At 71.4% G+C, this 21,839-nt stretch carries 18 protein-coding genes; 11 read left to right on the forward strand and 7 right to left on the reverse strand.

Annotated features, from left to right (window positions below; translation table 11 throughout):
• Positions 1-13: 13 nt before the first annotated feature.
• From ACFW9Z_RS05685 to ACFW9Z_RS05705, 5 genes are all read left to right on the forward strand, one after another.
• Positions 14-1,972 (forward strand): copper resistance CopC/CopD family protein, encoded by a 1,959-nt coding sequence (locus ACFW9Z_RS05685; RefSeq protein WP_384634861.1) that lies wholly within the window; start codon positions 14-16, stop codon positions 1,970-1,972.
• A gap of 40 nt (positions 1,973-2,012) precedes the next feature.
• Complete coding sequence (gene efeB, locus ACFW9Z_RS05690) at positions 2,013-3,305, forward strand: iron uptake transporter deferrochelatase/peroxidase subunit (RefSeq protein ID WP_384635747.1); 1,293 nt, start codon at positions 2,013-2,015, stop codon at positions 3,303-3,305.
• A gap of 163 nt (positions 3,306-3,468) precedes the next feature.
• On the forward strand, positions 3,469-4,404 hold the full coding sequence (gene pheA, locus ACFW9Z_RS05695) for a prephenate dehydratase (RefSeq protein ID WP_384634864.1): 936 nt from the start codon (positions 3,469-3,471) through the stop codon (positions 4,402-4,404).
• Between the two features lie 741 nt (positions 4,405-5,145).
• Entirely contained in the window at positions 5,146-6,423 is a 1,278-nt protein-coding gene (gene serS / locus ACFW9Z_RS05700) for a serine--tRNA ligase (protein ID WP_384634867.1), read from the forward strand.
• Positions 6,420-7,247, forward strand: coding sequence for an HAD family hydrolase (locus ACFW9Z_RS05705; RefSeq protein WP_384634869.1), 828 nt, complete (start codon positions 6,420-6,422; stop codon positions 7,245-7,247). The genes serS and ACFW9Z_RS05705 overlap by 4 nt, the downstream gene beginning before the upstream one ends.
• Before the next feature lie 69 nt (positions 7,248-7,316).
• Here ACFW9Z_RS05705 and ACFW9Z_RS05710 read toward each other — a convergent pair whose 3' ends face one another.
• The 5 genes from ACFW9Z_RS05710 to ACFW9Z_RS05730 form a co-directional block, all read right to left on the reverse strand.
• Positions 7,317-8,024, reverse strand: a complete 708-nt coding sequence (locus ACFW9Z_RS05710) for a hypothetical protein (protein WP_384634872.1) — start codon at positions 8,022-8,024, stop codon at positions 7,317-7,319.
• A 350-nt stretch (positions 8,025-8,374) separates the two neighbouring features.
• Positions 8,375-9,094, reverse strand: a complete 720-nt coding sequence (locus tag ACFW9Z_RS05715) for an ABC transporter permease subunit (RefSeq protein WP_384634875.1) — start codon at positions 9,092-9,094, stop codon at positions 8,375-8,377.
• A 30-nt stretch (positions 9,095-9,124) separates the two neighbouring features.
• Positions 9,125-10,036, reverse strand: coding sequence for an ABC transporter ATP-binding protein (locus tag ACFW9Z_RS05720; RefSeq protein ID WP_384634878.1), 912 nt, complete (start codon positions 10,034-10,036; stop codon positions 9,125-9,127).
• Positions 10,033-10,941, reverse strand: coding sequence for an ABC transporter permease (locus ACFW9Z_RS05725; RefSeq protein ID WP_384634881.1), 909 nt, complete (start codon positions 10,939-10,941; stop codon positions 10,033-10,035). The genes ACFW9Z_RS05720 and ACFW9Z_RS05725 overlap by 4 nt, the downstream gene beginning before the upstream one ends.
• Positions 10,938-12,095 carry an ABC transporter ATP-binding protein gene (locus ACFW9Z_RS05730; RefSeq protein ID WP_384634884.1) on the reverse strand — a complete coding sequence of 386 codons (1,158 nt, stop codon included), beginning with the start codon at positions 12,093-12,095 and terminating at the stop codon, positions 10,938-10,940. Before ACFW9Z_RS05730 ends, ACFW9Z_RS05725 begins: the two co-directional genes overlap by 4 nt.
• 186 nt (positions 12,096-12,281) lie before the next feature.
• Here ACFW9Z_RS05730 and ACFW9Z_RS05735 point away from each other — a divergent pair, with 186 nt between their 5' ends.
• The 4 genes from ACFW9Z_RS05735 (at position 12,282) to ACFW9Z_RS05750 (ending at position 16,681) form a co-directional block, all read left to right on the forward strand.
• On the forward strand, positions 12,282-13,151 hold the full coding sequence (locus tag ACFW9Z_RS05735) for a M24 family metallopeptidase (protein WP_384634887.1): 870 nt from the start codon (positions 12,282-12,284) through the stop codon (positions 13,149-13,151).
• Entirely contained in the window at positions 13,148-14,920 is a 1,773-nt protein-coding gene (locus ACFW9Z_RS05740; RefSeq protein ID WP_384634890.1) for an SDR family oxidoreductase, read from the forward strand. Before ACFW9Z_RS05735 ends, ACFW9Z_RS05740 begins: the two co-directional genes overlap by 4 nt.
• A gap of 125 nt (positions 14,921-15,045) precedes the next feature.
• Positions 15,046-15,990, forward strand: a complete 945-nt coding sequence (locus ACFW9Z_RS05745) for a MerR family transcriptional regulator (RefSeq protein ID WP_384634892.1) — start codon at positions 15,046-15,048, stop codon at positions 15,988-15,990.
• Between the two features lie 148 nt (positions 15,991-16,138).
• The gene (locus tag ACFW9Z_RS05750; RefSeq protein WP_384634895.1) at positions 16,139-16,681 is read left to right on the forward strand and encodes an RNA 2'-phosphotransferase; all 543 of its coding nucleotides are present in this window, start codon (positions 16,139-16,141) and stop codon (positions 16,679-16,681) included.
• Between the two features lie 40 nt (positions 16,682-16,721).
• Here ACFW9Z_RS05750 and ACFW9Z_RS05755 read toward each other — a convergent pair whose 3' ends face one another.
• On the reverse strand, positions 16,722-17,615 hold the full coding sequence (locus tag ACFW9Z_RS05755) for an LLM class flavin-dependent oxidoreductase (protein WP_384634898.1): 894 nt from the start codon (positions 17,613-17,615) through the stop codon (positions 16,722-16,724).
• Between the two features lie 199 nt (positions 17,616-17,814).
• Between ACFW9Z_RS05755 and ACFW9Z_RS05760 the strand changes: the two genes are divergently transcribed.
• Both ACFW9Z_RS05760 and ACFW9Z_RS05765 read left to right on the forward strand, forming a co-directional pair.
• Positions 17,815-19,008, forward strand: coding sequence for a hypothetical protein (locus ACFW9Z_RS05760; RefSeq protein WP_384634901.1), 1,194 nt, complete (start codon positions 17,815-17,817; stop codon positions 19,006-19,008).
• A 211-nt stretch (positions 19,009-19,219) separates the two neighbouring features.
• Positions 19,220-20,065, forward strand: coding sequence for a Cof-type HAD-IIB family hydrolase (locus ACFW9Z_RS05765; protein ID WP_384634904.1), 846 nt, complete (start codon positions 19,220-19,222; stop codon positions 20,063-20,065).
• 34 nt (positions 20,066-20,099) lie between these two features.
• On the opposite strand, the gene ACFW9Z_RS05770 is transcribed toward ACFW9Z_RS05765, so the two are convergent.
• Positions 20,100-21,806 (reverse strand): GAF domain-containing sensor histidine kinase, encoded by a 1,707-nt coding sequence (locus ACFW9Z_RS05770; protein ID WP_384634906.1) that lies wholly within the window; start codon positions 21,804-21,806, stop codon positions 20,100-20,102.
• Between the last annotated feature and the right edge of the window lie 33 nt (positions 21,807-21,839).

Below are 21,839 nucleotides of genomic sequence, written 5' to 3' on the forward strand. Positions count from 1 at the left end.
GGGAGTGATCGTGATGACTGCCACCGCCCCGCGCCTTCGGCCGTCGCCGATACAGCGGCCGTTTCCGGTACGGCGGACGTCCCGGATGCGGCAGCCGTCCCCGGTACGGCGGCCGTTCGCCGCCGTCGCGCTCGTCGCCGCCCTGTGCAGCCTGGTGTTCGGGCTGCTGCTGGCCGGCGCGGGCCCGGCGTCCGCGCACGCCGCCCTGACCGGGAGCGACCCGCAGGACGGGGCGGTGGTCGCCACCGCGCCCAAGGAGGTCACCCTCACCTTCTCCGAGGCGATCGCCGTCGGCGACGGTTCGATCCGGGTCCTCGACCCCAGCAGCAAGCGCGTCGACACCGGCGCCGAGCCGAAGGACCTGTCCGACGGCTCCACCGTCCGGTACGGCGTCGACCTCCACCCCGGCCTCCCGGACGGCACCTACACGGTGGCCTGGCAGGCGATCTCCGCCGACAGCCACCCGATCTCCGGCGCCTTCACGTTCTCCGTCGGCGCCCCCTCCGAGACCACCGTGGCCCTGCCCTCCGAGGAGGTCGGCGGCGGCCCGGTCGGCACGGTCTACGGCATCGCGCGGTACGCCGCGTACGCCGGGTTCGTCCTGCTCGTGGGCGGCGCCGCCTTCGTCCTGGGCTGCTGGCCCGGCGGGGCGAGGGTGCGGCCGATGCAGCGGCTCGTGGTGCGCGGCTGGATCACCCTGACCGCGGCGACCCTGGCCATGCTGCTGCTGCGCAACCCGTACACCGGCAGCGGGAAGTTCGCCGACGCCTTCGACCTGAACGGGCTCCAGGCCGTCCTGGACACCAAGCCGGGCGCCGCCCTCGTCTCGCGGCTGCTGCTGCTCGGCGCGGCCGCCCTGTTCATCGCCGTCCTGTTCGGTACGTACGCCCGGCGCGAGGACGCGGTCGAGAAGAAGGACCTCACCTTCGGGCTGGCCGTCGGCGGCACCGTCGTCGCGGCGGGCATCGCCGCCACCTGGGCCATGTCCGAGCACGCCTCGACCGGGATCCAGACGGCGATCGCCATGCCGGTGGACGTCCTGCACCTGCTGGCCGTCGCCGCCTGGCTCGGCGGTCTGGTCGCGCTCCTGGTGGCGCTGTACCGGACGCCGGACATCGGGAGCGCGGCCGTACGGCGGTTCTCCCGGGTCGCGTTCGGGAGCGTCGTCGTCCTCGCGGCGACCGGGATCTACCAGTCGTGGCGGCAGGTCGGCTCCTGGTCGGCGCTGACCGGGACGCGGTACGGGCAGCTGCTGATCCTCAAGGTGGCGCTGATCGCGGTCCTGCTCGCCGTGGCGTGGTTCTCGCGGCGGTGGACGGGGCGGCTGACGGACACCGCGCCCGGCGAGGCTGCTGGGGAGGCGCCCGATCCGGTGGCCGCCCCGGACGATGTCGACCCCGAGCGCGCCGCCCAACTGGCCCGTCAGCGGGCCGTCCTGACCGCGACGAAGAAGAAGCGGATACGGGACGCCGACCCGGAGCGTTCCGGGCTGCGCCGCTCGGTCCTGGCCGAGGCGGCGATCGCCGTGGTCCTGCTGGCCGTCACCACGGTGCTGACGTCGACCGAACCGGGCCGTACGGAGGTGGAGGCCGCGGGCACGTCCGCCGCCTCGAACGCTCCCGCCGCCACCGGCCCCGTCAACCTGAGCATGCCCTTCGACACGGGCGGCCAGAACGGCAAGGGCACCGTCCGGATCGACATCGACCCCGGGCGCACCGGCTCCAACGAGCTCCATGTGTGGATCGACGGCAGCGACGGCAAGCCGATGGACGTCCCCGAGCTGAAGGTGGCCCTCACCCTGGAGGCGCAGGAGATCGGCCCGCTGCCGGTCGTGCCCGACCGGCTCGCCGAGGGGCACTGGTCGGCGAGCGGTGTGCAGATTCCGATGGCGGGGGAGTGGAAGGTCGACGTGACGGTACGGACGTCGGACATCGACCAGGTCACCATCGACAAGAACGTGAAGATCGGCTGAGTACGTGAGCACCACCGGAAAGCAGAACCAGCAGCAGGAGCTGGAGCAGACCCAGGGGCAGGAGCAGGCCCCGGGCTCCGCCCCCGCCGGGGTCTCGCGGCGGCGGCTGCTGGGCGGTGTGGGGGCGGCGGGCGCCGCCGGGCTCGTGCTGGGTGCGGCGGGCGGGGCGGCCGGATACGCCGCGACCCGCTCCGAGGAGCCGACCGCCCTGACGACCGTCGGCTCCACCGAGGCGATGTTTCACGGGAAACATCAACCGGGGATCACCACTCCGCTTCAGGCCCGGGGCCACCTCGTCGCCTTCGACCTGGTGGCGGGCGCGGGCCGCAAGGAGGCCGCGGCGCTGATGCGGCGCTGGTCGGCGGTGGCACGGGAGCTGATGGCGGGCCGCCCGGCGGCGGGCTCGGCGGACGGGCCCGGCCATGACACCGGGGTCGCGCTGGACGCCGGCCCGTCCTCCCTCACGGTCACCTTCGGCTTCGGCCGTACGTTCTTCGCGCGTACGGGTCTCACCTCACGGCTGCCCGCCGCGCTCGACCCGCTGCCCGCGTTCTCCGCCGACCAGCTCGACGCCAAGCGCTCGGACGGCGACCTGTGGGTGCAGATCGGCGCCGACGACGCACTGGTCGCCTTCCACGCCCTTCGGGCCGTACAGAAGGAGAGCGCGGGAACAGTAAAGGTGCGGTGGCAGATGAACGGCTTCAACCGCACCCCTGGGGCCACGGCCCGGCCGATGACCGCCCGCAACCTGATGGGCCAGATCGACGGTACCGGCAACCCCAAGCCCGCCGACGAGGACTTCGAGCGGCGCATCTTCGTGCCCGCCGCCCCCGGCACCCCGCACGCGTGGCTGGAGGGCGGTTCGTACGCCGTCGTCCGCCGGATCAGGATGCTGCTGGACGACTGGGAGAAGCTTCCGGTGGACCGGCAGGAGCGGGTCATCGGGCGGCGCAAGGCGGACGGGGCCCCGCTCAGCGGCGGCAGCGAGACCACGCCGATGGACCTCGACAAGGCGGGCCCGGACGGCCGCCTCGTGATTCCCGACAACGCGCACGCCCGGATCTCCTCCCCCGAGAAGAACGGCGGGGCGGCCATGCTGCGGCGCCCGTTCTCGTACCACGACGGGATGGCGGAGGACGGCACTCCGGACGCGGGGCTCCTCTTCATCTGCTGGCAGGCGGACCCGTTCAAGGGGTTCGTCCCCGTACAGCGCAAGCTCGACCGGGGCGATGCGCTGTCGCCGTTCCTCCGCCACGAGGCGAGCGGCCTGTTCGCGGTGCCGGGCGGGGCGGCGGAGGGCGAGTACGTGGGGCAGCGGCTGCTGGAGTCGTGAGGGGGCTGGGCAATCATCGAGGCCCCGGGAGCGCCGGGCAGCCTTCAAAGCCCCCGCCCCGACGGCTGGATTCCTGAGGAGGACTGAACAGCCTTCGAGGCCCCGCCCCGACCGGATCCTGAGACGGCCCCACCCCCGCCGTACGGCGCAATAGGGTGAGCGTATGTCAGCCACGCGCTACGCCTATCTCGGTCCCGAAGGCACCTTCACCGAGGTCGCCCTCCGCACGCTCCCGGAAGCCGCCACCCGCGAGCTCGCCCCGATGGTCTCCGTACCGGCCGCCCTGGACGCCGTACGCAGCGGAGAGGCGGCGGCGGCTCTCGTACCGATCGAGAACTCCGTCGAGGGCGGCATCACGGCCACGCTCGACGAACTGACCAGCGGCGAACCGCTGATGATCTACCGCGAGGTGCTGCTCTCCATCACCTTCGCACTGCTCGTACGGCCCGGCACCAAGCTGTCCGACATCAAGACGGTCACCGCGCATCCGGCCGCCCAGCCGCAGGTGCGCAACTGGATGACGGCCCACCTCCCGCAGGCCGTGTGGGAGTCGGCGGCGTCCAACGCGGACGGCGCCCGGCTGGTCCAGGAGGGGCGCTACGACGCCGCGTTCGCCGGTGAGTTCGCCGCCGCCACCTACGGCCTCGAACCGCTGGTGACGGAGATCCACGACGCGGAGAACGCCCAGACCCGCTTCGTCCTGGTGGGCCGCCCGGCCCGGCCGGCCGCCCCGACCGGGGCCGACAAGACGTCCGTGGCGATCTGGCTGGGCGACGACCACCCCGGTGCGCTGCTGGAGCTGCTCCAGGAGTTCGCGGTGCGCGGCGTCAACCTGATGCTGATCCAGTCCCGCCCGACCGGTGAGGGGATCGGCAACTACTGCTTCGCCGTGGACGCCGAGGGGCATATCGCGGACCGGCGGGTGGGGGAGGCCCTGATGGGGCTGAAGCGGATCTGCCCGAAGGTGCGGTTCCTCGGTTCGTACCCGCGGGCGGGTGTCTCCGCGGACGAGGTGCGGCCGCTGCGGGCGGGTACGTCCGACAGCGCCTTCACCGAGGCCTCGGACTGGCTGGCGCGCAGCCAGGACGGTCGGATCTGACCGGCGGATCCGACCGGCGGATCCGACCGGTGGTCGTGGCAGCCTGAGCCGGAGCGAACCGCTCCGGTCCGGGCAGCCCCATGCGCTGTTTCAGGCACTGCCCATACACCGCCCCATACGCCGCTCCATGCACTGCGCTGTGGTCCTACCAACAGATAGTCATCCACCCACAGGGTTATCCACAGGCTGGCTTCTCGACCTGGGGACAAGTCGACACCCCAATGCGACATCGTCGACAAATCAACGCAGCGAGTCCGGACGCGCCCACAGACGTCCACAGAGGGCCGACCCGACACACCCCCTCCCGATCCGCGCGAATTCCCTTGATCAACTCACCAGAGCGACAAATTGCCACCCGAATGAGCGCACAGGGCACGTTTCGGCGGCGGAGACAGGGGAATCGACGGACGCTCGTCCACCCTCCGGAACATTCCGTTCCGACATCCACAGAACTTCTTCACAGCCTGTGGATAACCATTCCGGAACGACCCTTCCTGTGGACAACGCCAGGGGATTCGCCCTCAACTCCCCCTCCATCCAAGGTTCGTGCGTCAAGAGGCCCCGCCCCTTCTGCCCTGTTCAGGGGAGTTAACCGCCGTTATTGACGCGGCCCTGAGGCTGACCCTCAGCCGACCCCCCGCGATTCACCCCCAGAAATATCAATTCCGGCAATTCGGTCAAAGTGACACGCTCGGCAATATCGGTTCGAGTGCGAGATCCACGCACCGGTAGCCTGGAGGGGTGATTGACCTTCGCCTGCTCCGTGAGGACCCCGACCGTGTTCGCGCCTCCCAGCGCGCCCGTGGAGAGGACGTCGCGCTCGTCGACGCCCTGCTCTCCGCCGACGAGCTGCGCAGGTCGTCCGGCGTCCGCTTCGACGAACTCCGCTCCGAGCAGAAGCAGCTCGGCAAGCTGATCCCCAAGGCCACCCCCGAGGAGCGCGCCGAGCTCCTGAAGAAGGCCGACCAGCTCAAGACCGACGTCAAGGCGGCCGACGCCGCCCAGGACGAGGCCGACGCCGAGGCCAAGCGGCTGCTCCTCCAGCTCGGCAACCTCGTCCACGAGGACGTGCCGGTCGGCGGCGAAGAGGACTTCGTCGTCCTGGAGACGCACGGCACCATCCGCGACTTCGGCGCCGAGGGCTTCGAGCCCAAGGACCACCTGGAGCTCGGCGAGGCGCTCGGCGCCATCGACATGGAGCGCGGGGCCAAGGTCTCCGGCTCGCGGTTCTACTACCTGACCGGCGTCGGCGCCCTCCTGGAGCTCGCCCTCGTCAACGCGGCGATCGCCCAGGCCACCGAGGCCGGCTTCATCCCGATGCTGACCCCCGCGCTGGTCCGCCCGCGCGCCATGGAGGGCACCGGCTTCCTCGGCCAGGCCGCGGAGAACGTGTACCACCTGGAGAAGGACGACTACTACCTGGTCGGCACCTCCGAAGTCCCCCTCGCCGCGTACCACATGGACGAGATCGTCGAGGCGGACAAGCTGCCCCTGCGCTACGCGGGCTTCTCCCCCTGCTTCCGCCGCGAGGCCGGGACGTACGGCAAGGACACCCGCGGCATCTTCCGCGTCCACCAGTTCGACAAGGTCGAGATGTTCTCGTACGTCGACCCGGCCGACGCCGAGGCCGAGCACCGCAGGCTCCTGGAGTGGGAGAAGCAGTGGCTCACCGGCCTCGAACTGCCCTTCCAGGTCATCGACGTCGCCACCGGCGACCTCGGCGCCTCGGCCTCGCGGAAGTTCGACTGCGAGGCGTGGATCCCGACCCAGGGCAAGTACCGCGAGCTGACCTCCGCGTCGAACTGCGACAGCTTCCAGGCCCGCCGCCTCTCCGTCCGGATGCGCGAGGGCAAGAAGGTCCAGCCGCTGGCCACGCTGAACGGCACCCTCTGCGCCGTACCGCGCACGATCGTGGCGCTCCTGGAGAACCACCAGCTGCCCGACGGTTCGGTCCGGGTGCCCGAGGTGCTCCGTCCGTATCTGGGCGGGCGCGAGGTCCTGGAGCCGGTCGCCAAGTGACCTTTCCCTTCAAGCTCGTCGCGACCGACCTCGACGGCACGCTGCTGCGCGGGGACGACACGGTCTCCGAGCGCACCCGCGAGGCACTGGGCGCCGCCACGGCGGCCGGTGCCGCGCACATCATCGTCACCGGGCGCTCGGTCCCCTGGACCCGGCACATCCTGGACGACCTCGGTTACGAGGGCCTCGCCGTCTGCGGCCAGGGCGCGCAGGTCTACCACGCGGGCGAGCACAGGCTGCTGACCTCGCTCACCCTGGACCGGCAGCTCGCCGGGCTCGCCCTCTCCAAGGTCGAGGCGGAGGTCGGCCCGCTCGCGCTGGCCGCCAGCCGCGACGGCCTGGAGGGCGAGGTGCTGGTGGGCCCGGGCTACCGGGTGCAGGAGGGGCCGCTCCCGTACGTCTTCGTGGACGACGCCTCCGAGATGTGGGCCGCGCCCCTGAACAAGGTCTACCTCCAGCACCCGGAGCTCGACGACGACGCCCTGGCCACCGCCGCACGGGCCGCCGTCGGCAACCTGGTCGACGTGGTCATGGCGGGCCCCGGCGTGGTGGAGATCCTCCCGCTCGGGCTGAGCAAGGCGACCGGCCTCTCGCTGGCCGCCCGCCGGCTCGGTGTGAAGGCCGTCGACACCATCGCCTTCGGTGACATGCCGAACGACATCCCGATGTTCGGCTGGGCGCGGCACGGTGTGGCCATGGCCAATGCCCACGACACCCTGAAGGCCGTGGCACACGAGGTCACCGCCTCCAACGAGCACGACGGCATCGCGGTGGTCCTGGAGGAGCTGCTCCGCACGGGCTCCATCGCCGCCGCACCGCACTGACGCACCGAGACGCGGGCTCTGCCCGCCGTCGCCGAACTCCGGCGGCGGCGGGCAGAGCTCTTTCACGCCTCAGCGGCGCCCGCCGCGCCGCCGCAGCTCCTTCATCTGCTGCGCGAACACCTCCATCCGCGCGTCGAACCGGGCGTCCATCCGTACCACGTCCTGCGACAGGTCGGAGAGCCGCACGCTCATCGCACCGACCACCTGCTGCGTCGCCTCGACCTTCCGGTCCAGGCTGTCCAGCCGCTCCGACATCCGGCAGAGCACCGGCCCGAGCTCCTGGAGCGCGCTGCCGACATCGGCGAGGCAGCTCTCGATCCGGGTGACCCGCACATCGAGCGAGTCGTACTGGGCCCGCAGCGACTCCTCGGCGTCGAGGAGGTACGTACGGACGCAGCGGGCGATGTCGCTGTCGCGAAGAAGCAACGCGACGTTGAGGACGGTTCGGCGGGTGTAGAGGCGCAGCTGAGTGGCCGCCTGTGGATAACTTTCCACCCCTGCCCCCTCCCATAGCGACACCATGTCGCTCTGGAAGGACCGCAGCTCAGAGCCGCGCAGTACGCGCAGCCCGTTCTCGGCGAACTCCTCCTGATGCCGATCGGTGAGCCTTCGCACCGAGGTTGTGGATACTTCGAAGTAACGCGCCACATCCTCTGTGCGAACGTGAATTCCGTCCGGGAGCATGACAAGGCTCTTCACCTTGTCGAGGACATCGACGCGCCCCATCTGCTCGACGCGCAGCGCGCGCGATTCGAGCAGGGCGACTTCCGTGGGCATGGGCATGCCTTCCGTACGAGGGAATGACAAAGGACGGCCCCTACCCCGGGCTGCAGGGGCGGAGGACGCTCACGGTTGCCACTCACTCGATGACCGGACCGGTGGGCTCTGCCTCACCCGGGTCCGGCACTCCCCGATTTCACGAACGCTACGACGCCACGGATTCCAGTTGCCTCCACGCACCCTGACCAACGACCCGATAAACGTACGGTTACGCGCACATCTGTCCCGGTCATAGGACTGTCCCGTCAGTCATGGGACTGTCCCCGTCATACGACAACCCCCGCCCTCCAGAACACAGAGGACGGGGGCGGAGGTCGCACGGGAAGCATCCGGTCACACGGCCGGGCTCACTCCTCCCCGGCCAGCTTCAGCGCCCGCAGCTTCTGGCCCGCGTACCAGGTCGCGGCCACGGTGACGGCGGCCAGCAGGACCGTCGCCAGCGGCAGGCCCACGTCCGAGGTGACCATGCCCTGTCCGGCCACCTTCTCCGCGACGGCGAGGGACCACTGCTGGACGCTGAGCGTCCGCGCGCCCGGCACCAGGCTGCCGAAAAGGGCCTCCCAGACCAGCGCGTACACCAGGCCGATGACCACCGCGTGGCGGCTGACCGTGCCGAGGAGCAGGAACAGCGCGCTGTACGCGATCGAGGCGACCAGCGCCGCGATCGTGTAGGCGATCGCGATCTGCTGCCCGTTGCCGTTCAGGATCAGCCCCGCGAGCAGGGTCGGCAGGGCGGAGAAGACCATGGTCACCGCGATGGCGACGATCAGCTTGGTGAAGATGATCGTGGGGCGCTTCACCGGCTTGGCCAGCAGGTAGACGATCGAGCCGTCGTCGATCTCGGGGCCGATCGCCCCGGTTCCGGCGATCACCCCGATCAGCGGCACCATCGTGGCGATGGCGAACCCGCCGAGGACGTTGGCGGCGACTTGGTCGTCGGCCCCGGCGAACATGCGGACCGCCGCCGCGAGGACCAGCAGCAGCGCGGGAAGGACGAACAGGATGGCGGCCCGGCGCCGGCCGAGCAGGGCCCGGTAGGTGAGCCGGGCGACTGTGGGGTCGTACATGACGGTGCACAGCTCCTTTCAGGCCACTACTCAGGCCGCTACGAGGTAGGAAAAGACCGATTCGAGGGACTCGTCGGACGGGGAGACGGTCAGCAGCCGGATGCCCTGTTCCCGGGCCACCTTCGGCAGCAGTTCGGTGAACCGTCCGAAGTCGACGGCCTGGATGCGCAGTGCCTTCTCCGTCGGGTCGACCTCGATGCCCGCCGTCGACGGATCGGCGATGAGCGCGGCCGCCAGCGCCCGGTCGTCGCTGGAGCGGACCAGATAGCGGTGCGGCCGGTCCGTCATCAGCCGGCGGATCTTCCGGAAGTCGCCGGAGGCCGCGTGCCGCCCCGCCACGATCACCTCGATGTGCGAGGCCAGCTGCTCGACCTCTTCGAGGATGTGGGAGGAGAACAGGACCGTACGGCCCTCGGCCCCCATCCGCCGCAGCAGCTCCATCAGCTGCATCCGCTGCCGCGGGTCCATCCCGTTGAACGGCTCGTCCAGCAGCAGCACGGAGGGCTCGTGGACCAGCGCGGACGCCATCTTCACGCGCTGACGCATGCCCTTGCTGTACGTGGAGATCTTGCGGTCCTGCGCGTACTCCATCTGGACCGTGGCCAGCGCCCGCTGCGCCTCCGCCCCGCCCAGGCCCTGGAGTTCGGCGTTGGCGACGACGAACTCCTTGCCGGTCAGGAAGTCGTACATCCCTTCCCGCTCCGGGACGATGCCGATCTCCTTGTAGACGCTCTCGTTGCGCCAGATCGTCCGTCCGTCAAGCGTGACCTTCCCCGTCGAGGGGGCGAGGAATCCGCCCATCATGTTGATGAGCGTGGACTTTCCGGCGCCGTTCGGGCCGAGCAGTCCGGTGACGCCGGGGCCCACCGTCATGGAGACGTCGTTGACGGCGACCACATTGCCGAACCAGCGCGAGGTGTGGTCGATCTCGATGGTGGTCACAGCCCGACCCTCCGGTAGCGGCGCATCAGGACGGCGTACGAGCCGGCGACGAGCGCGAGAACAACGAACAGGTAGACCACGCCCGCACCGGCCCCCGGACCTTCCCCTCCGGGGAAGGCGGAGGTGGCGCCGAGGAACGCGGTCTGTACGCCGTCGATCAGGGTGATCGGCGAGAAGAGGCCGAGCCACTCGACCGCCCCCGGCGAACCGGTCTCCCAGGCGATGGCCTGGACCGTGGAGACGGCACCGTAGGAGATGGTCAGCACCGCGATCACCGCGGCGACGCCGAAGCCCCGGCGCGGGGTCAGGGCGGCCATCACCAGGCCGAGCCCGGCGAACAGCACGGACAGCAGCGCCACCGACACCAGCCCCTGGCCGAACCACTTGGTCTGGTCGACGAAGTCGAACTTCGCGAGCAGAGAGCCCACATAGAGGATGAGCAGGGGCGCCCCGGTGAGGATGAAGAGCGCGGACGCCGTGGCGGCGAACTTGGCGACGACGTAGTCGGCACGTTCGATCGGCCGCGAGAAGTACAGGGGGACGCTCTTGAAACGGAGGTCCCTGGAGACCGCCTGCGGGGCCTGTGCGGCGATGAAGAGGCCGATGACCGCCTGCAGATAGATCGCGTACGAGGTGTACTTGACCACGAGCCTCGTGGAGTCCGGCGTGGCCATGGAGACGGCCACCAGGATCGCCGCGACCAGGGTCATCACGCCGAACAGCAGCATGGGCAGCACCTTGGACTTGGCGGAACGGCCGAGTCCGAAGGAGCCGCGCAGGGTCTGCGAGTAGAGCGAGCGGCGGGCATAGGCCCGGCCGAGCCGCCTGCCGTCGTAGGAGCGGTAGCCGATGTTGTGGATCCGGGAGGTGTCGCGCCCGGTCGCGGCCTTGGTCTCCGTGCTCATCGCGACCGCTCCCCTTCTGCTGATACGGCGTCGGCTTCTGCTGGTACGGCGTCGGCGTGGGCGGCCTGCTGTACGGCACCGGCCCCGGCGGTGGCCCCGGCGGTGGCGGCCCGGTCCGGGACGCCGTCGGTGCGCGCCGCGCCCTGTTCGGTACGGAAGACCTCGGCGATCTGGTGGCGGCGCTGCTCCATGCGGACCAGGCCGAGACCGAGCCCGGCGACGCTGTCGCGCACCAGGTCGTACGTCTCCTCGCCGGTGGCCTCGACGAGGAGGATGTGGCCCGCGCCCGGCAGCCCTTCCGTGTCGAGCCCGTCGTGGCCGAGCAGGGTGACCCCGGCCCCGGTGAGGACCTTGCGCAGGGCGTCGGTGCCGTCGGGGTGGGTGTCGCTGTCGGTCACCTCGACCGCGAGGGTGGTGGTGATCTGGGTGAAGTCGCTGGTGGAGCTGGAGCGCAGGAGGGCGCCGCCGTCGATGACGACGACGTGGTCGCAGGTGCGTTCCAGCTCGCCCAGGAGGTGCGAGGTCACCAGGACGGAGATGCCGAAGTCGGTGTGGATGCGGCGGATCAGGCCGAGCATCTCGTCGCGGCCGACCGGGTCCAGGCCGTTGGTCGGCTCGTCGAGGAGGACCAGTTGAGGGTCGTGGACGAGCGCCTGGGCCAGCTTGACCCGCTGCTTCATGCCGGTCGAGTAGCCGCCGATGGGGCGGTAGCGCTCCTCGTAGAGGCCGACGTGGCGCAGGGTGTCGGCGGTGCGCTCACGGGCCGCGGTGGGCGGCAGCCCGGACATGCGGGCCATGTGCACGACGAACTCGGTGGCCGAGACATCGGGCGGGAGGCAGTCGTGCTCGGGCATGTACCCCACCCGCTCCCGGATGGCGGCGCCGCTGGTCGCCACATCGAGCCCGAGCACCGCGGCCCGGCCTTCGGTGGCGGGGGAGAGACCAAGAAGGATCTTGATCAGCGTGGACTTGCCGGCTCCGTTGGAACCCACCAGACCGGTCACACCTGGTCCGATGTCCAACGTGAGCCGGTCGAGCGCGGTCACCCGGGGGAACCGCTTGCTCAGGGCTTGAGTAGCGATAACGGCAGTCACGGATACGACGGTAGTGGCGCGGGCCACAGCGATCGTCAGCCCTGACGGCTGGATCGGCATCAGACTCCAGGCGTACGGGCCCGTAGGGGGACCCCGCGAAGGAGGAGTTCCGGCCTCCGCGTACGGCACCGCCCGGAGTTGTCCACAGGCTCGTGCACACCCCTTGACGTAGCCGCTGGACATTGTCACATTCATCAGTGTCACGTTACGGGCACGTACCGCACACGGCAGGGAACGGACGGTGGCATGGTCTCGGCAGTGCAGACGGTTTCGGCAGCGCAGGACGAAAACGCCCCGGAGCTGCGGGGGTTCAGAGAAGTGCAGCGCCTCGCCTACGCCTGCGCCGAGGCCGTCGCCGGTCAGCTCAGATCGGGGGTGACCGAGCGCGAGGCGGCCCGGATGCAGCGCGTGTGGCTGCGGGAGCGGGGCGTGCGGGACTGGTTCCACCTCCCCTTCGCGTGGTTCGGCGACCGCACGGCCTTCGCCGGGTTCAAGGTGCCGCTCCAGTTCTTCCCGACCGACCGGAAGCTGGAGCCGGGCATGCCGTTCATCCTGGACATGGCCCCGGTCTACAAGGGATATACAGCCGACATCGGCTATTCGGGCTGCCTCGGCCTCAACCCCCTGCACGACAAGCTCCTCGCCGACCTGGAGGCGCACCGCGAGCTGATCCTGCGGGAGGTGCGCGAGCGCCGTTCGCTCCGCGAGATCTACGAGGACGTCGAGCGCCTCATGACCGCCCAGGGGTACGCGAACAGGCATCGGGCCTACCCCTTCGGCGTGATCGCCCACAAGGTGGGCCGCGTCGCCGAACGGCGCTGGTCGCCCCAGGTGTTCGGGTTCGGCACCCAGGCCCTCAAGGGGCTGGTGAGCGATGCGGTGCACGGCCACCGGGACGGCTGGTCGCCGCTCTGGAGCCCGTACCGCTTCTCCGACCATCCCCCGCAGCCCGGTCTGTGGGCGGTCGAACCCCACCTCGGATTCCGGGGTACGGGCGCGAAGTTCGAGGAGATCCTGGTCGTGACCGACTCCAGGGACCCCGAGCAGAGCGCCTTCTGGCTGGACGACGATCTGCCGCATGTGCGGCGCTGGGCCGAGGAGAGGGTGGCGGCGTGAATCTGCCGGGAGCGCGTGAGCGCCGGGTGCGTACGGGCGGCGTCGAGCTGTGCGTCGCCGAGCTGGGGGAGACGGACCGGCCGACGGTGGTGCTGGTCCACGGGTATCCGGACAGCAAGGAGGTCTGGTCCGAGGTCGCCCTGCGGCTGGCCGAGCAGTGGCACGTCGTGCTGTACGACGTCCGGGGCCACGGCAGGTCGACGGCGCCGAAGCCGCTGCGCGGGGGCTTCACCCTGGAGAAGCTGACCGACGACTTCCTTGCCGTGATCGACACCGTCAGCCCCGACCGGCCGGTCCATGTGGTCGGGCACGACTGGGGCTCCGTGCAGTCCTGGGAGTTCGTCACGGTCGGGCGGACCGAGGGCAGGATCGCCTCCTTCACCTCGATGTCCGGCCCGTCGCTCGACCACTTCGGGCACTGGATCAAACAGCGGATGACCCGGCCCACCCCGCGCCGGGTCGGTCAACTGCTGGGCCAGGGAGCCAAGTCCTGGTATGTGTACATGCTCCATACGCCGGTGCTGCCGGAGCTGGCCTGGCGCGGGCCGCTCGGCAAGCGGTGGCCCGGGATCCTCCAGCGGCTGGAGAAGGTGCCCGCGGGCGACTACCCGACCGCCTCCCTGCCCGACGACGCGGCGCACGGGGCCTGGCTCTACCGGGACAACGTCCGGGCCCGGCTGGGCAGGCCGCGCGCCGACGCCTACGCCCACGCCCCGGTCCAGCTCATCACACCGACCGGCGACTCCTTCCTCTCCGAGCGGCTCTACGACGACCTGGAGCAGTGGGTCCCCCGGCTGGTGCGCCGGTCGCTGCCCGCCAAGCACTGGGTGCCGCGCACCCGGCCCGACCAACTGGCCGCGTGGATCGCTGAGTTCGCCGCCGCCAACGAGACGGACGGCCAGGAGGGGCCCACGGCCCAGCAGCCTGCGGCGAAGGGGCGGTACGCGGAGCGGTTCGGCGGTCAGCTGGTGCTGGTGACGGGTGCGGCCTCCGGGATCGGGCGGGCCACGGCGTTCGCGTTCGCCGAGGCGGGCGCCCGCGTGGTGGCCGTCGACCTCGACGCGGAAGGGGCGGCCAGGACGGCGGAGCTGGCCCGGCTGGTCGGCGCCCCGGCGGCCTGGGGCGAGGCGGTCGACGTCGGCGACGAGGCGGCGATGGAGAAGCTCGCCGCCAAGGTCGCCGCCGAGTACGGCACCGTCGACGTCCTGGTCAACAACGCCGGGATCGGGCTCTCCGGCTCCTTCCTGGAGACCACGAGCGAGGAGTGGAAGAGGGTCCTGGACGTCAATCTCTGGGGCGTCATCCACGGCTGCCGCGTCTTCGGCGGGCAGATGGCCGACCGGGGCCAGGGCGGCCACATCGTCAACACCGCTTCCGCGGCCGCCTTCCAGCCCTCCCGCGCCCTCCCCGCGTACAGCACGTCGAAGGCGGCCGTGCTGATGCTGAGCGAGTGTCTGCGGGCCGAGCTGGCGGAGAAGTCGATCGGGGTGAGCGCGATATGCCCCGGCATCGTCAACACCAACATCACCGCCACCACCCGGTTCGCCGGGGCCGACGCGGCGGAGGAGCAGCGGCTGCGGAAGCGGACCACCCGGCTCTACGGGCGGCGCAACTACCCGCCGGAGAAGGTGGCCGAAGCGATCCTGGAGGCGGTCGTCCGCGACCGGGCCGTGGTGCCGGTGACTCCGGAGGCGCGCGGCGCGCGGCTGCTGTCCCGGGTCAGTCCCGGTGTGCTGCGGAGGATCGCCCGGCTGAAGCCGCCGCTGTGAGCGGGCGGGAGGCGGGAGCGCCGAGCGGGCGTGCGGGCGGCGCGGGCTCCGGACCGGGGTCCAGGTCGAGCTCCGGGCCGGGTGCCGCGCCGGGGCCCAGGTCCAGCTCCGGGCCGGGGGCCGCGGTGGCGGAGGGCCGGAGCGGCGCCGAGTACCGGATCGAGGACCTGGCCCATGCCAGCGGGGCCACGGTGCGCACGATCAGGGCGTACCAGGACCGGGGGCTGCTGCCGACACCCGAGCGGCGCGGGCGGGCCAATGTCTACGGGGAGGCGCATCTGGCCCGGCTGCTCCAGATCGCGGACCTGCTCGACCGGGGCTACACCCTGGCCAGCATCAAGGAGTTGCTGGAGGCGTGGGACGCGGGGCGGGGGCTGGGCGGGGTGCTCGGCCTGGTCGCCGAGGTGCACGGGCCCTGGACCGACGAGGAGGCGGACCGGATCACCCGTGCGGAGCTGGACGCGAGGTTCGGCGGCTCGCAGGACGACGAGGCGATCGCCGAGGCGGTGGAGCTCGGGGTGCTGGAGCGCGTCCCGGGCCGGGCGGACGAATTCCTCGTACCGAGCCCGCAGGAGCTGGCGGTGGCGGTCGAGTTGCACGCGGCAGGTGTGCCGCTGCTCGCGATCTCCGCTCATCTCAAGGAACTTCGCGGACAGGTCGAGCACATAGCGTCCCGTTTCCTGGAGTTCACCACCGAGCATGTCTTCGCCCGCTATCTGGGCCACCGCCCGCCGACCGACTCCGATGCGGCGGAGGCGGCCTCGATGGTGCGCCGGCTGCGACCGCTGGCCCAGCAGACGGTGGACGCCGAACTGGCCCGCGCGATGAGGATGTTCGCCACCCGGCATCTGCACCACCACCTGGGTGCTCAGGAGAGCGTCATCGAGGGCAGCGAGACCCGCCCGGTGCTGCTGCCGCTCCGGACAACGCAGGCGGTGCAGGAGCTGGTTGGCCCGGAGCAGGTCGCGGCTTTCGTCGCGGCGGCCACCGAACGCGAGGTTCAGGCACGCACTTTGGACACACTTGCCTCATCTCACGCAACCAACAGCAAAGTTGGCGAAATACCCTAAATCGCACGTCACTTGTCCACAGAACCGTCAAATAGCCTGTGGATAAGTAGAGTTGGCTGTGGATCAAACATCGGTGCGAAGAAAGCGGAAAAGAATCCTGTAGGAAATCCGGATGCACCGATGAACTGCCCCCGGGCACTCTGGCGGGATGGACGAACGTCGCACCGTCAAGGTGTCCAAGTACCTCTCGAAACATCTGCGGCATCAGCCGGAACTCATCGGCATCACGCTCGACCACAACGGCTGGGTGGACGTGGAGACGCTGCTGAACGCGGCGGCCCGGCACGGCTTCGCCATCACCCGGGCCGAGCTCGACCATGCCGTGGCCGCCAACGACAAGCGCCGCTTCACGGTGGACGGCGACCGCATCCGCGCCAACCAGGGCCACACCGTCACCGTGGACCTGGAGCTGCCGCCCGCGCAGCCACCGGCGTACCTCTACCACGGCACGGTGGCCCGCGTCCTGGACGCGATCCGGGCCGAGGGCCTGCGCCCCATGGCCCGCCACCACGTCCACCTCTCCCCCGACCGCGAGACGGCCACCCGGGTCGGCGCCCGCCGCGGCCGCCCCCTGGTCCTCACCGTGGACGCGGGCGCCATGCACCGCACCGGCCACGTCTTCCGGGTCAGCGCCAACGGGGTCTGGCTCGCCGACTCCGTACCGCCTCAGTTCCTGCGGCTGCCCGGCTGAGCCCTCCCGGAGTTCCTGCGCGCCGGAGACCCCCTGGCCATCAGCCCAGCTGGGCAGGTGCCTCGGTCACGATGCGTTCGTAGACGGCCGGATCGATGTCGAAGTCGGAGTCCGGGATCGGGGCGTGGACGGCGATCTCGGTGAACCCGAGCTCCGCGTGCCGGCCCGCGAAGTCGACGAAGGCGTCCACCGACTCCAGCGGGGTGTTGCGGTCGGGGGTGAAGCCGGTGAGCAGGATCCGGTCCAGCTCGGAGGCGTCCCGGCCGATCTCCGCGCAGGCGGCGTCGAGCCTGCCGCTCTGGTCCCGGAGGGCCTGGACCGACTGCTCGGGGGTGCCGCTCTCGTACAGCTTCGGGTCTCCGGTGGTGACCCACGCCTGCCCGTGGCGAGCGGCCAGCCGCAGACCGCGCGGGCCGGTCGCGGCGACCGCGAAGGGCAGCCGGGGGCGCTGGACACAGCCCGGGACGTTGCGGGCCTCCACGGCGGAGTAGTGCGTTCCGTGCTGGGTCACCGCACCCTCGGTGAGCAAGCGGTCCAGCAGCGGGACGAACTCGCCGAAACGGTCGGCGCGCTCACGCGGGGTCCAGGCCTCCTGGCCCAGCGTGGTGGCGTCGAACCCGTTGCCTCCGGCGCCGATACCGAGGGTGATCCGGCCGCCGGAGATGTCGTCCAGGGAGATCAGCTCCTTGGCCAGGGTCACGGGGTGCCGGAAGTTCGGCGAGGTCACCAGCGTGCCGAGCCGCAGCCGCCGCGTGGCCGTCGCGGCGGCGGTGAGGGTGGGGAGGGCACCGAACCAGGCCCCGTCCCGGAAGGACCGCCAGGAAAGGTGGTCGTACATGTACGCGGTGTGGAATCCGAGGTCCTCGGCCCGCCGCCATGTCTTCTGCCCTTCGGCCCACCGCTGGATGGGAAGGATCACCGTGCTCAGACGCATGGCCCCGACGATACGCCCGCTCCCACAGGCCTGCCGGGGGAGCGGATTACGGGAGCCCGGCGAGGCCGCCCCGGCCGCTCCACGGCCGGTCGCACCCCGGCCGGAGTTGGACTTCCGCGGCCTCCGGAGGATAGAGCTGGGCCGACAGCAGGTGCGGTGAGCGGGAGCCGGCGGGGGCCGGGAACAGGGGGAACACGTGATGGCGGACATCAACCAGGCCGACGGCAGGCAGGGCGCGCAGGCGGCGCCCGGAACGCCCGGGAGCCCCGGAGCCGCCCCCGTACGGCGCTCCCTGCTGGGGCGGTTCCTGCGCAACCGTACGGCCCGGACCGCCACCGTCGCCGGACTGGTCGGCGCGCTGCTGGGCGCCGGCGTCGTGGCCTGGCGGACGGACACACTGCCGCTCGTGGGGCCCCGGCCGTGCTGGGACTCCCTCGACGGCTCCGCCATGACGGATCTCTTCGGTGACCGCAGGACCGAGGTCGCGGAAGAGGATCTCCAGCCCGACCCGCAGGGCGAACGGCTCGCGTACGGGCACTGCCGGATCACGGGCTACGGCGAGGTGCGCGGCAAGGAGACGGCCTTCCAGCAGGTGACCGTCCACGTCCGCAGACTGGACGCGCTCTTCGGCACCGACAGCCGCAAGTGGCCCGCGGAATTCCTCGCGGCGAACATGGCGCCGCTGGGGGAGGGCCTGCCCGGCATGGCCTCGGGCACGCGTGCCTGGATAGCCCTGCCGGAGAGCTGCACCGGAGGCGGGGACAGCGGCCCGGCCGTGGTCGACGCGGGGAAGGGACAGGCGGGTCTGGACCTCGACTCGGCGTACGACCCGGCCGAGCGGGCCGCGCTCGCCCGCGCGGTGGTGGCGGTGGCGAACGGCGTCATGCGCGACTTCGACTGCTCCGGCACCTACCCCGCCCCCGGAGAACTGGCCGACCCCGTCGACTGGACCGACGCCGATCACCGGGCGTTCTGCGGGATCCCGGGGTTCGTCCTGCCCGCCCGCCACCGCAGTTCGCTGACCACCACGCGCACGGTGGCCGGTGACGGCGGCCCGGCCAGGGTCTGCGAGGGCTCCCCCGGCCGCGGCCGGGGCCGGGCGTACCTGCGGTTCACGACCGTGGTCGACCCCCTCACCGCGAACATCTTCACCAAGGACCTGTTCGACGGCGGCCCGCGCGTCAGGGGCACCAAGGGGCGCGGAACGCTCAACGCCACCCGTGCCGTCTACGAGCTGAACTGCCAGAGCGGGCGTGTGGTGTTCATGGTGGAGCAGCTGAAGGGCATGGAGTCCGGCTACCCGTACACCCGCGACCTCCTGCCCGCCTATGTCGCCGCCGAGGCCGAGCGGATCGGCTGCGGGCCCGAGAAGGTCACCCTGCCAAAGGCGTGACCCGCCCGATGGTCCGACCGATGACCCCGGCCCATGGCCCTGCCCATGGCACGCCCTACGGCCCGGCCCATGGCACGCCCCCGGCACGTCCGATGGCACCCCCGCACCCCCTTGGCATATGCCTGAGGAACGTTTCGCAGCTCAGGGGCGCGCCCACTCAGATGTGCGCCCCTCCGCACGCACGTGCACCCCGGTGGGCGAGAATGGCGGGGTGACCTCAGCTACCGATGCGCCTCTGCCTGCCGTGACCCGGCTGATCGCGACCGACCTCGACGGCACCCTGCTGCGCGACGACAAGACGCTCTCCGCGCGCACCGTCGCCGCGCTCGCGGCAGCCGAGGAGGCCGGGATCGAGGTCTTCTTCGTCACCGGCAGGCCGGCCCGGTGGATGGACGTCGTCAGCGACCATGTGCAGGGCCACGGGCTGGCGATCTGCGCCAACGGTGCCGTGGTCACCGACCTGCGGGCGGACCGCGAGCTGCTCACCGTACGGCCGCTGGAGCGCGAGGACGCCCTGCACGTCGTACGCACCCTGCGCGACGCCGCCCCCGGCACCTCCTTCGCCATCGAACTGACCACCGGCATCAACTACGAGCCGTCCTACCCGCCGTTCCACCTGGACCCGGGCGCCGCGGTCGCCGTCGCCGAGAAGCTGCTGCACGAGGACGTGCCGGGCGAGGGCTCCCCCGTACTCAAACTCCTCGCCCACCACACCGAGATGCCCCCGGACGCCTTCCTCGCCCTGGCCCGTACGGTGTCCGGGGAGCGGGCCTCCATCACCCGGTCCAGCCCCTCCGCGCTCCTGGAGGTCAGCGGGCCCGGGGTCTCCAAGGCCAGTACGCTCGCCGCCTGTTGCGCCGAGCGCGGCATCTCGGCCGCCGAGGTGGTCGCCTTCGGCGACATGCCCAACGACGTCGAGATGCTCGGCTGGGCCGGTGCCTCGTACGCGATGGGCAACGCGCACCCCGCCGCCCTGGCCGCGGCTTCGGGGCGGACCGCCACCAACGAGGAGGACGGGGTGGCCGTGGTCATCGAGCGGATCCTCGCCACCCGCTGACCACCCGGCCCGGGACAAGGGGCACCCCCGAAGCTCACAGCGGCGCCTCCCACACCACCGTCGTACCGCCCCCGTCCTCCCCGATCCCCGGGGCGATCCGGCTCGACCCGCCCAGCGACTCCGCCCGCCGGGCCAGGTTGCGCAGCCCGCTGCGGCGCCCGCCCTCCGGGATGCCCACCCCGTCGTCGGCCACCGAGAGACGTACGGCAGACCGGCCGTCCGGCAGGGTCGCCGTGGCGTCGACGACCACGTCGATCACCGAGGCCCCGGCGTGCCGGAAGGCGTTGGAAAGGGCCTCGCGCAGCGCGGCGACGAGGTTCTTGCCGGTCAGCTCGCCGACGAGCGAGTCGACGGCCCCGAGGAAGCGGTGCGAGGGCTTGAACCCGAGCGGTACGGCCGCCATGTTGATCTCCCGCAGGACCCGGGTACGGAGCCCCGAGGGAGCCTCGGCCGGTTCCTGCTGGAGCGCGAAGATGGCCGTACGGATCTCCTGGATGGTCACGTCCAGCTCGTCGACCGCCCGGCCCACCCCCGTCCGCACCTCGGGGACCACCGACCGGCGCTGGGCGCTCTCCAGCATCATCCCGGTGGCGAACAGCCGCTGGATGACGAGGTCGTGGAGGTCGCGGGCGATCCGGTCGCGGTCCTCGTAGACCGCGAGCCGCTCCCGGTCGCGCTGCGCCTCGGCCATCATCAGCGCGAGGGCCGCCTGGGAAGCGAACTGGGTGGCGAGCGTCCGCTCGGTCCGGCTGAACGGGCGCGCGCCCCGCGACCGGGGCGTGGCCAGGGCGCCGAGCACCCGGCCGCCGCTCTGGAGCGGCAGCAGCATGCTGGGCCCGAACCGGTTGGCCAGCCTCGTCACCATCCGGCTGTCGGTGGCGGAGTCGTCGATGAAGACCGCCTCGCCCGCCAGCAGCTTCGCCACCACCGTGGAACCGGCCGGGATGATCACCCCGAGCGAGGACGAGGGGTCGTCGGCGGAGACGGCGACGATCTCCAGACCGCCGTCCTCCGTGGGCAGCAGCACGATCCCGGCGGCCGAATCGGCGAGGTGGCGGGCCTGTTCGGCGACGACGGAGAGCGCGTCGTCGGCGTCCCCGCCCGACAGGAGGGCGGTGGTCACCGCCACCGAACCGTCGATCCAGCGCTCCCGCTGCCGGGCCGCCTCGTACAGCCGGGCGTTGCCGATGGCGATCCCGGCCTCGGTGGCGAGCACCCGCACCATGTGCAGGTCGTAGTCGCTGAACTCGCCGCCGCCCTCCTTCTCGGTCAGATAGAGGTTGCCGAAGATCTCCCCCTGGACCCGGATCGGCACCCCGAGGAAGGTCCGCATCCGGGGGTGGCCCGGCGGGAATCCGGCGGCCCGTGGATCGGCGGTCAGATCGGCCAGCCGTACGGGGTCGGGGTCGTGGATCAGCGCGCCCAGGAGGCCCCGCTGCCCGTCGGGCCGACGTCCGATCGCCCGGGCGGTCTCCTCCGGGACCCCGTGGGTGACGAAGTCGGAAAGCCCCTCGCCCGCCTCGTCGACCACGCCGATGGCCGCGTACCGGGCATGGGCGAGCTCGGCGGCGGTCGCACAGATGCGGTCCAGGGTGGAGTGCAGCTCCAGCCCGGTGCCGACCGAACGCATCGCCTCCAGGAGCTGCGGGACCCGGGCGGTGAGCTCGGTGGACAGGCCCTGCAGGCTGCGGGTGGCCTGCGTAGCGGCGTCGAGTGAGTCCTGCGGGTCCGGCTCTGCCATGACCTGAGCCTAGTTAGTGGCGATTGGTGAGGA

This window comes from Streptomyces sp. NPDC059452 (assembly GCF_042750035.1).
Taxonomy (GTDB): Bacteria; Actinomycetota; Actinomycetes; order Streptomycetales; family Streptomycetaceae; genus Streptomyces.

Excerpts from the sequence above, each read along its gene's own strand:
- pheA (WP_384634864.1), top strand. The coding sequence starts at position 3,469 with ATGTCAGCCACGCGCTACGCCTATCTCGGTCCCGAAGGCACCTTCACC.
- ACFW9Z_RS05755 (WP_384634898.1), bottom strand. The coding sequence starts at position 17,615 with ATGCGTCTGAGCACGGTGATCCTTCCCATCCAGCGGTGGGCCGAAGGG.
- ACFW9Z_RS05760 (WP_384634901.1), top strand. The coding sequence starts at position 17,815 with ATGGCGGACATCAACCAGGCCGACGGCAGGCAGGGCGCGCAGGCGGCG.
- ACFW9Z_RS05725 (WP_384634881.1), bottom strand. The coding sequence starts at position 10,941 with ATGAGCACGGAGACCAAGGCCGCGACCGGGCGCGACACCTCCCGGATC.
- ACFW9Z_RS05715 (WP_384634875.1), bottom strand. The coding sequence starts at position 9,094 with ATGTACGACCCCACAGTCGCCCGGCTCACCTACCGGGCCCTGCTCGGC.
- ACFW9Z_RS05730 (WP_384634884.1), bottom strand. The coding sequence starts at position 12,095 with ATGCCGATCCAGCCGTCAGGGCTGACGATCGCTGTGGCCCGCGCCACT.
- ACFW9Z_RS05685 (WP_384634861.1), top strand. The coding sequence starts at position 14 with ATGACTGCCACCGCCCCGCGCCTTCGGCCGTCGCCGATACAGCGGCCG.
- ACFW9Z_RS05770 (WP_384634906.1), bottom strand. The coding sequence starts at position 21,806 with ATGGCAGAGCCGGACCCGCAGGACTCACTCGACGCCGCTACGCAGGCC.
- ACFW9Z_RS05750 (WP_384634895.1), top strand. The coding sequence starts at position 16,139 with ATGGACGAACGTCGCACCGTCAAGGTGTCCAAGTACCTCTCGAAACAT.
- ACFW9Z_RS05710 (WP_384634872.1), bottom strand. The coding sequence starts at position 8,024 with ATGCCCACGGAAGTCGCCCTGCTCGAATCGCGCGCGCTGCGCGTCGAG.
- ACFW9Z_RS05735 (WP_384634887.1), top strand. The coding sequence starts at position 12,282 with ATGGTCTCGGCAGTGCAGACGGTTTCGGCAGCGCAGGACGAAAACGCC.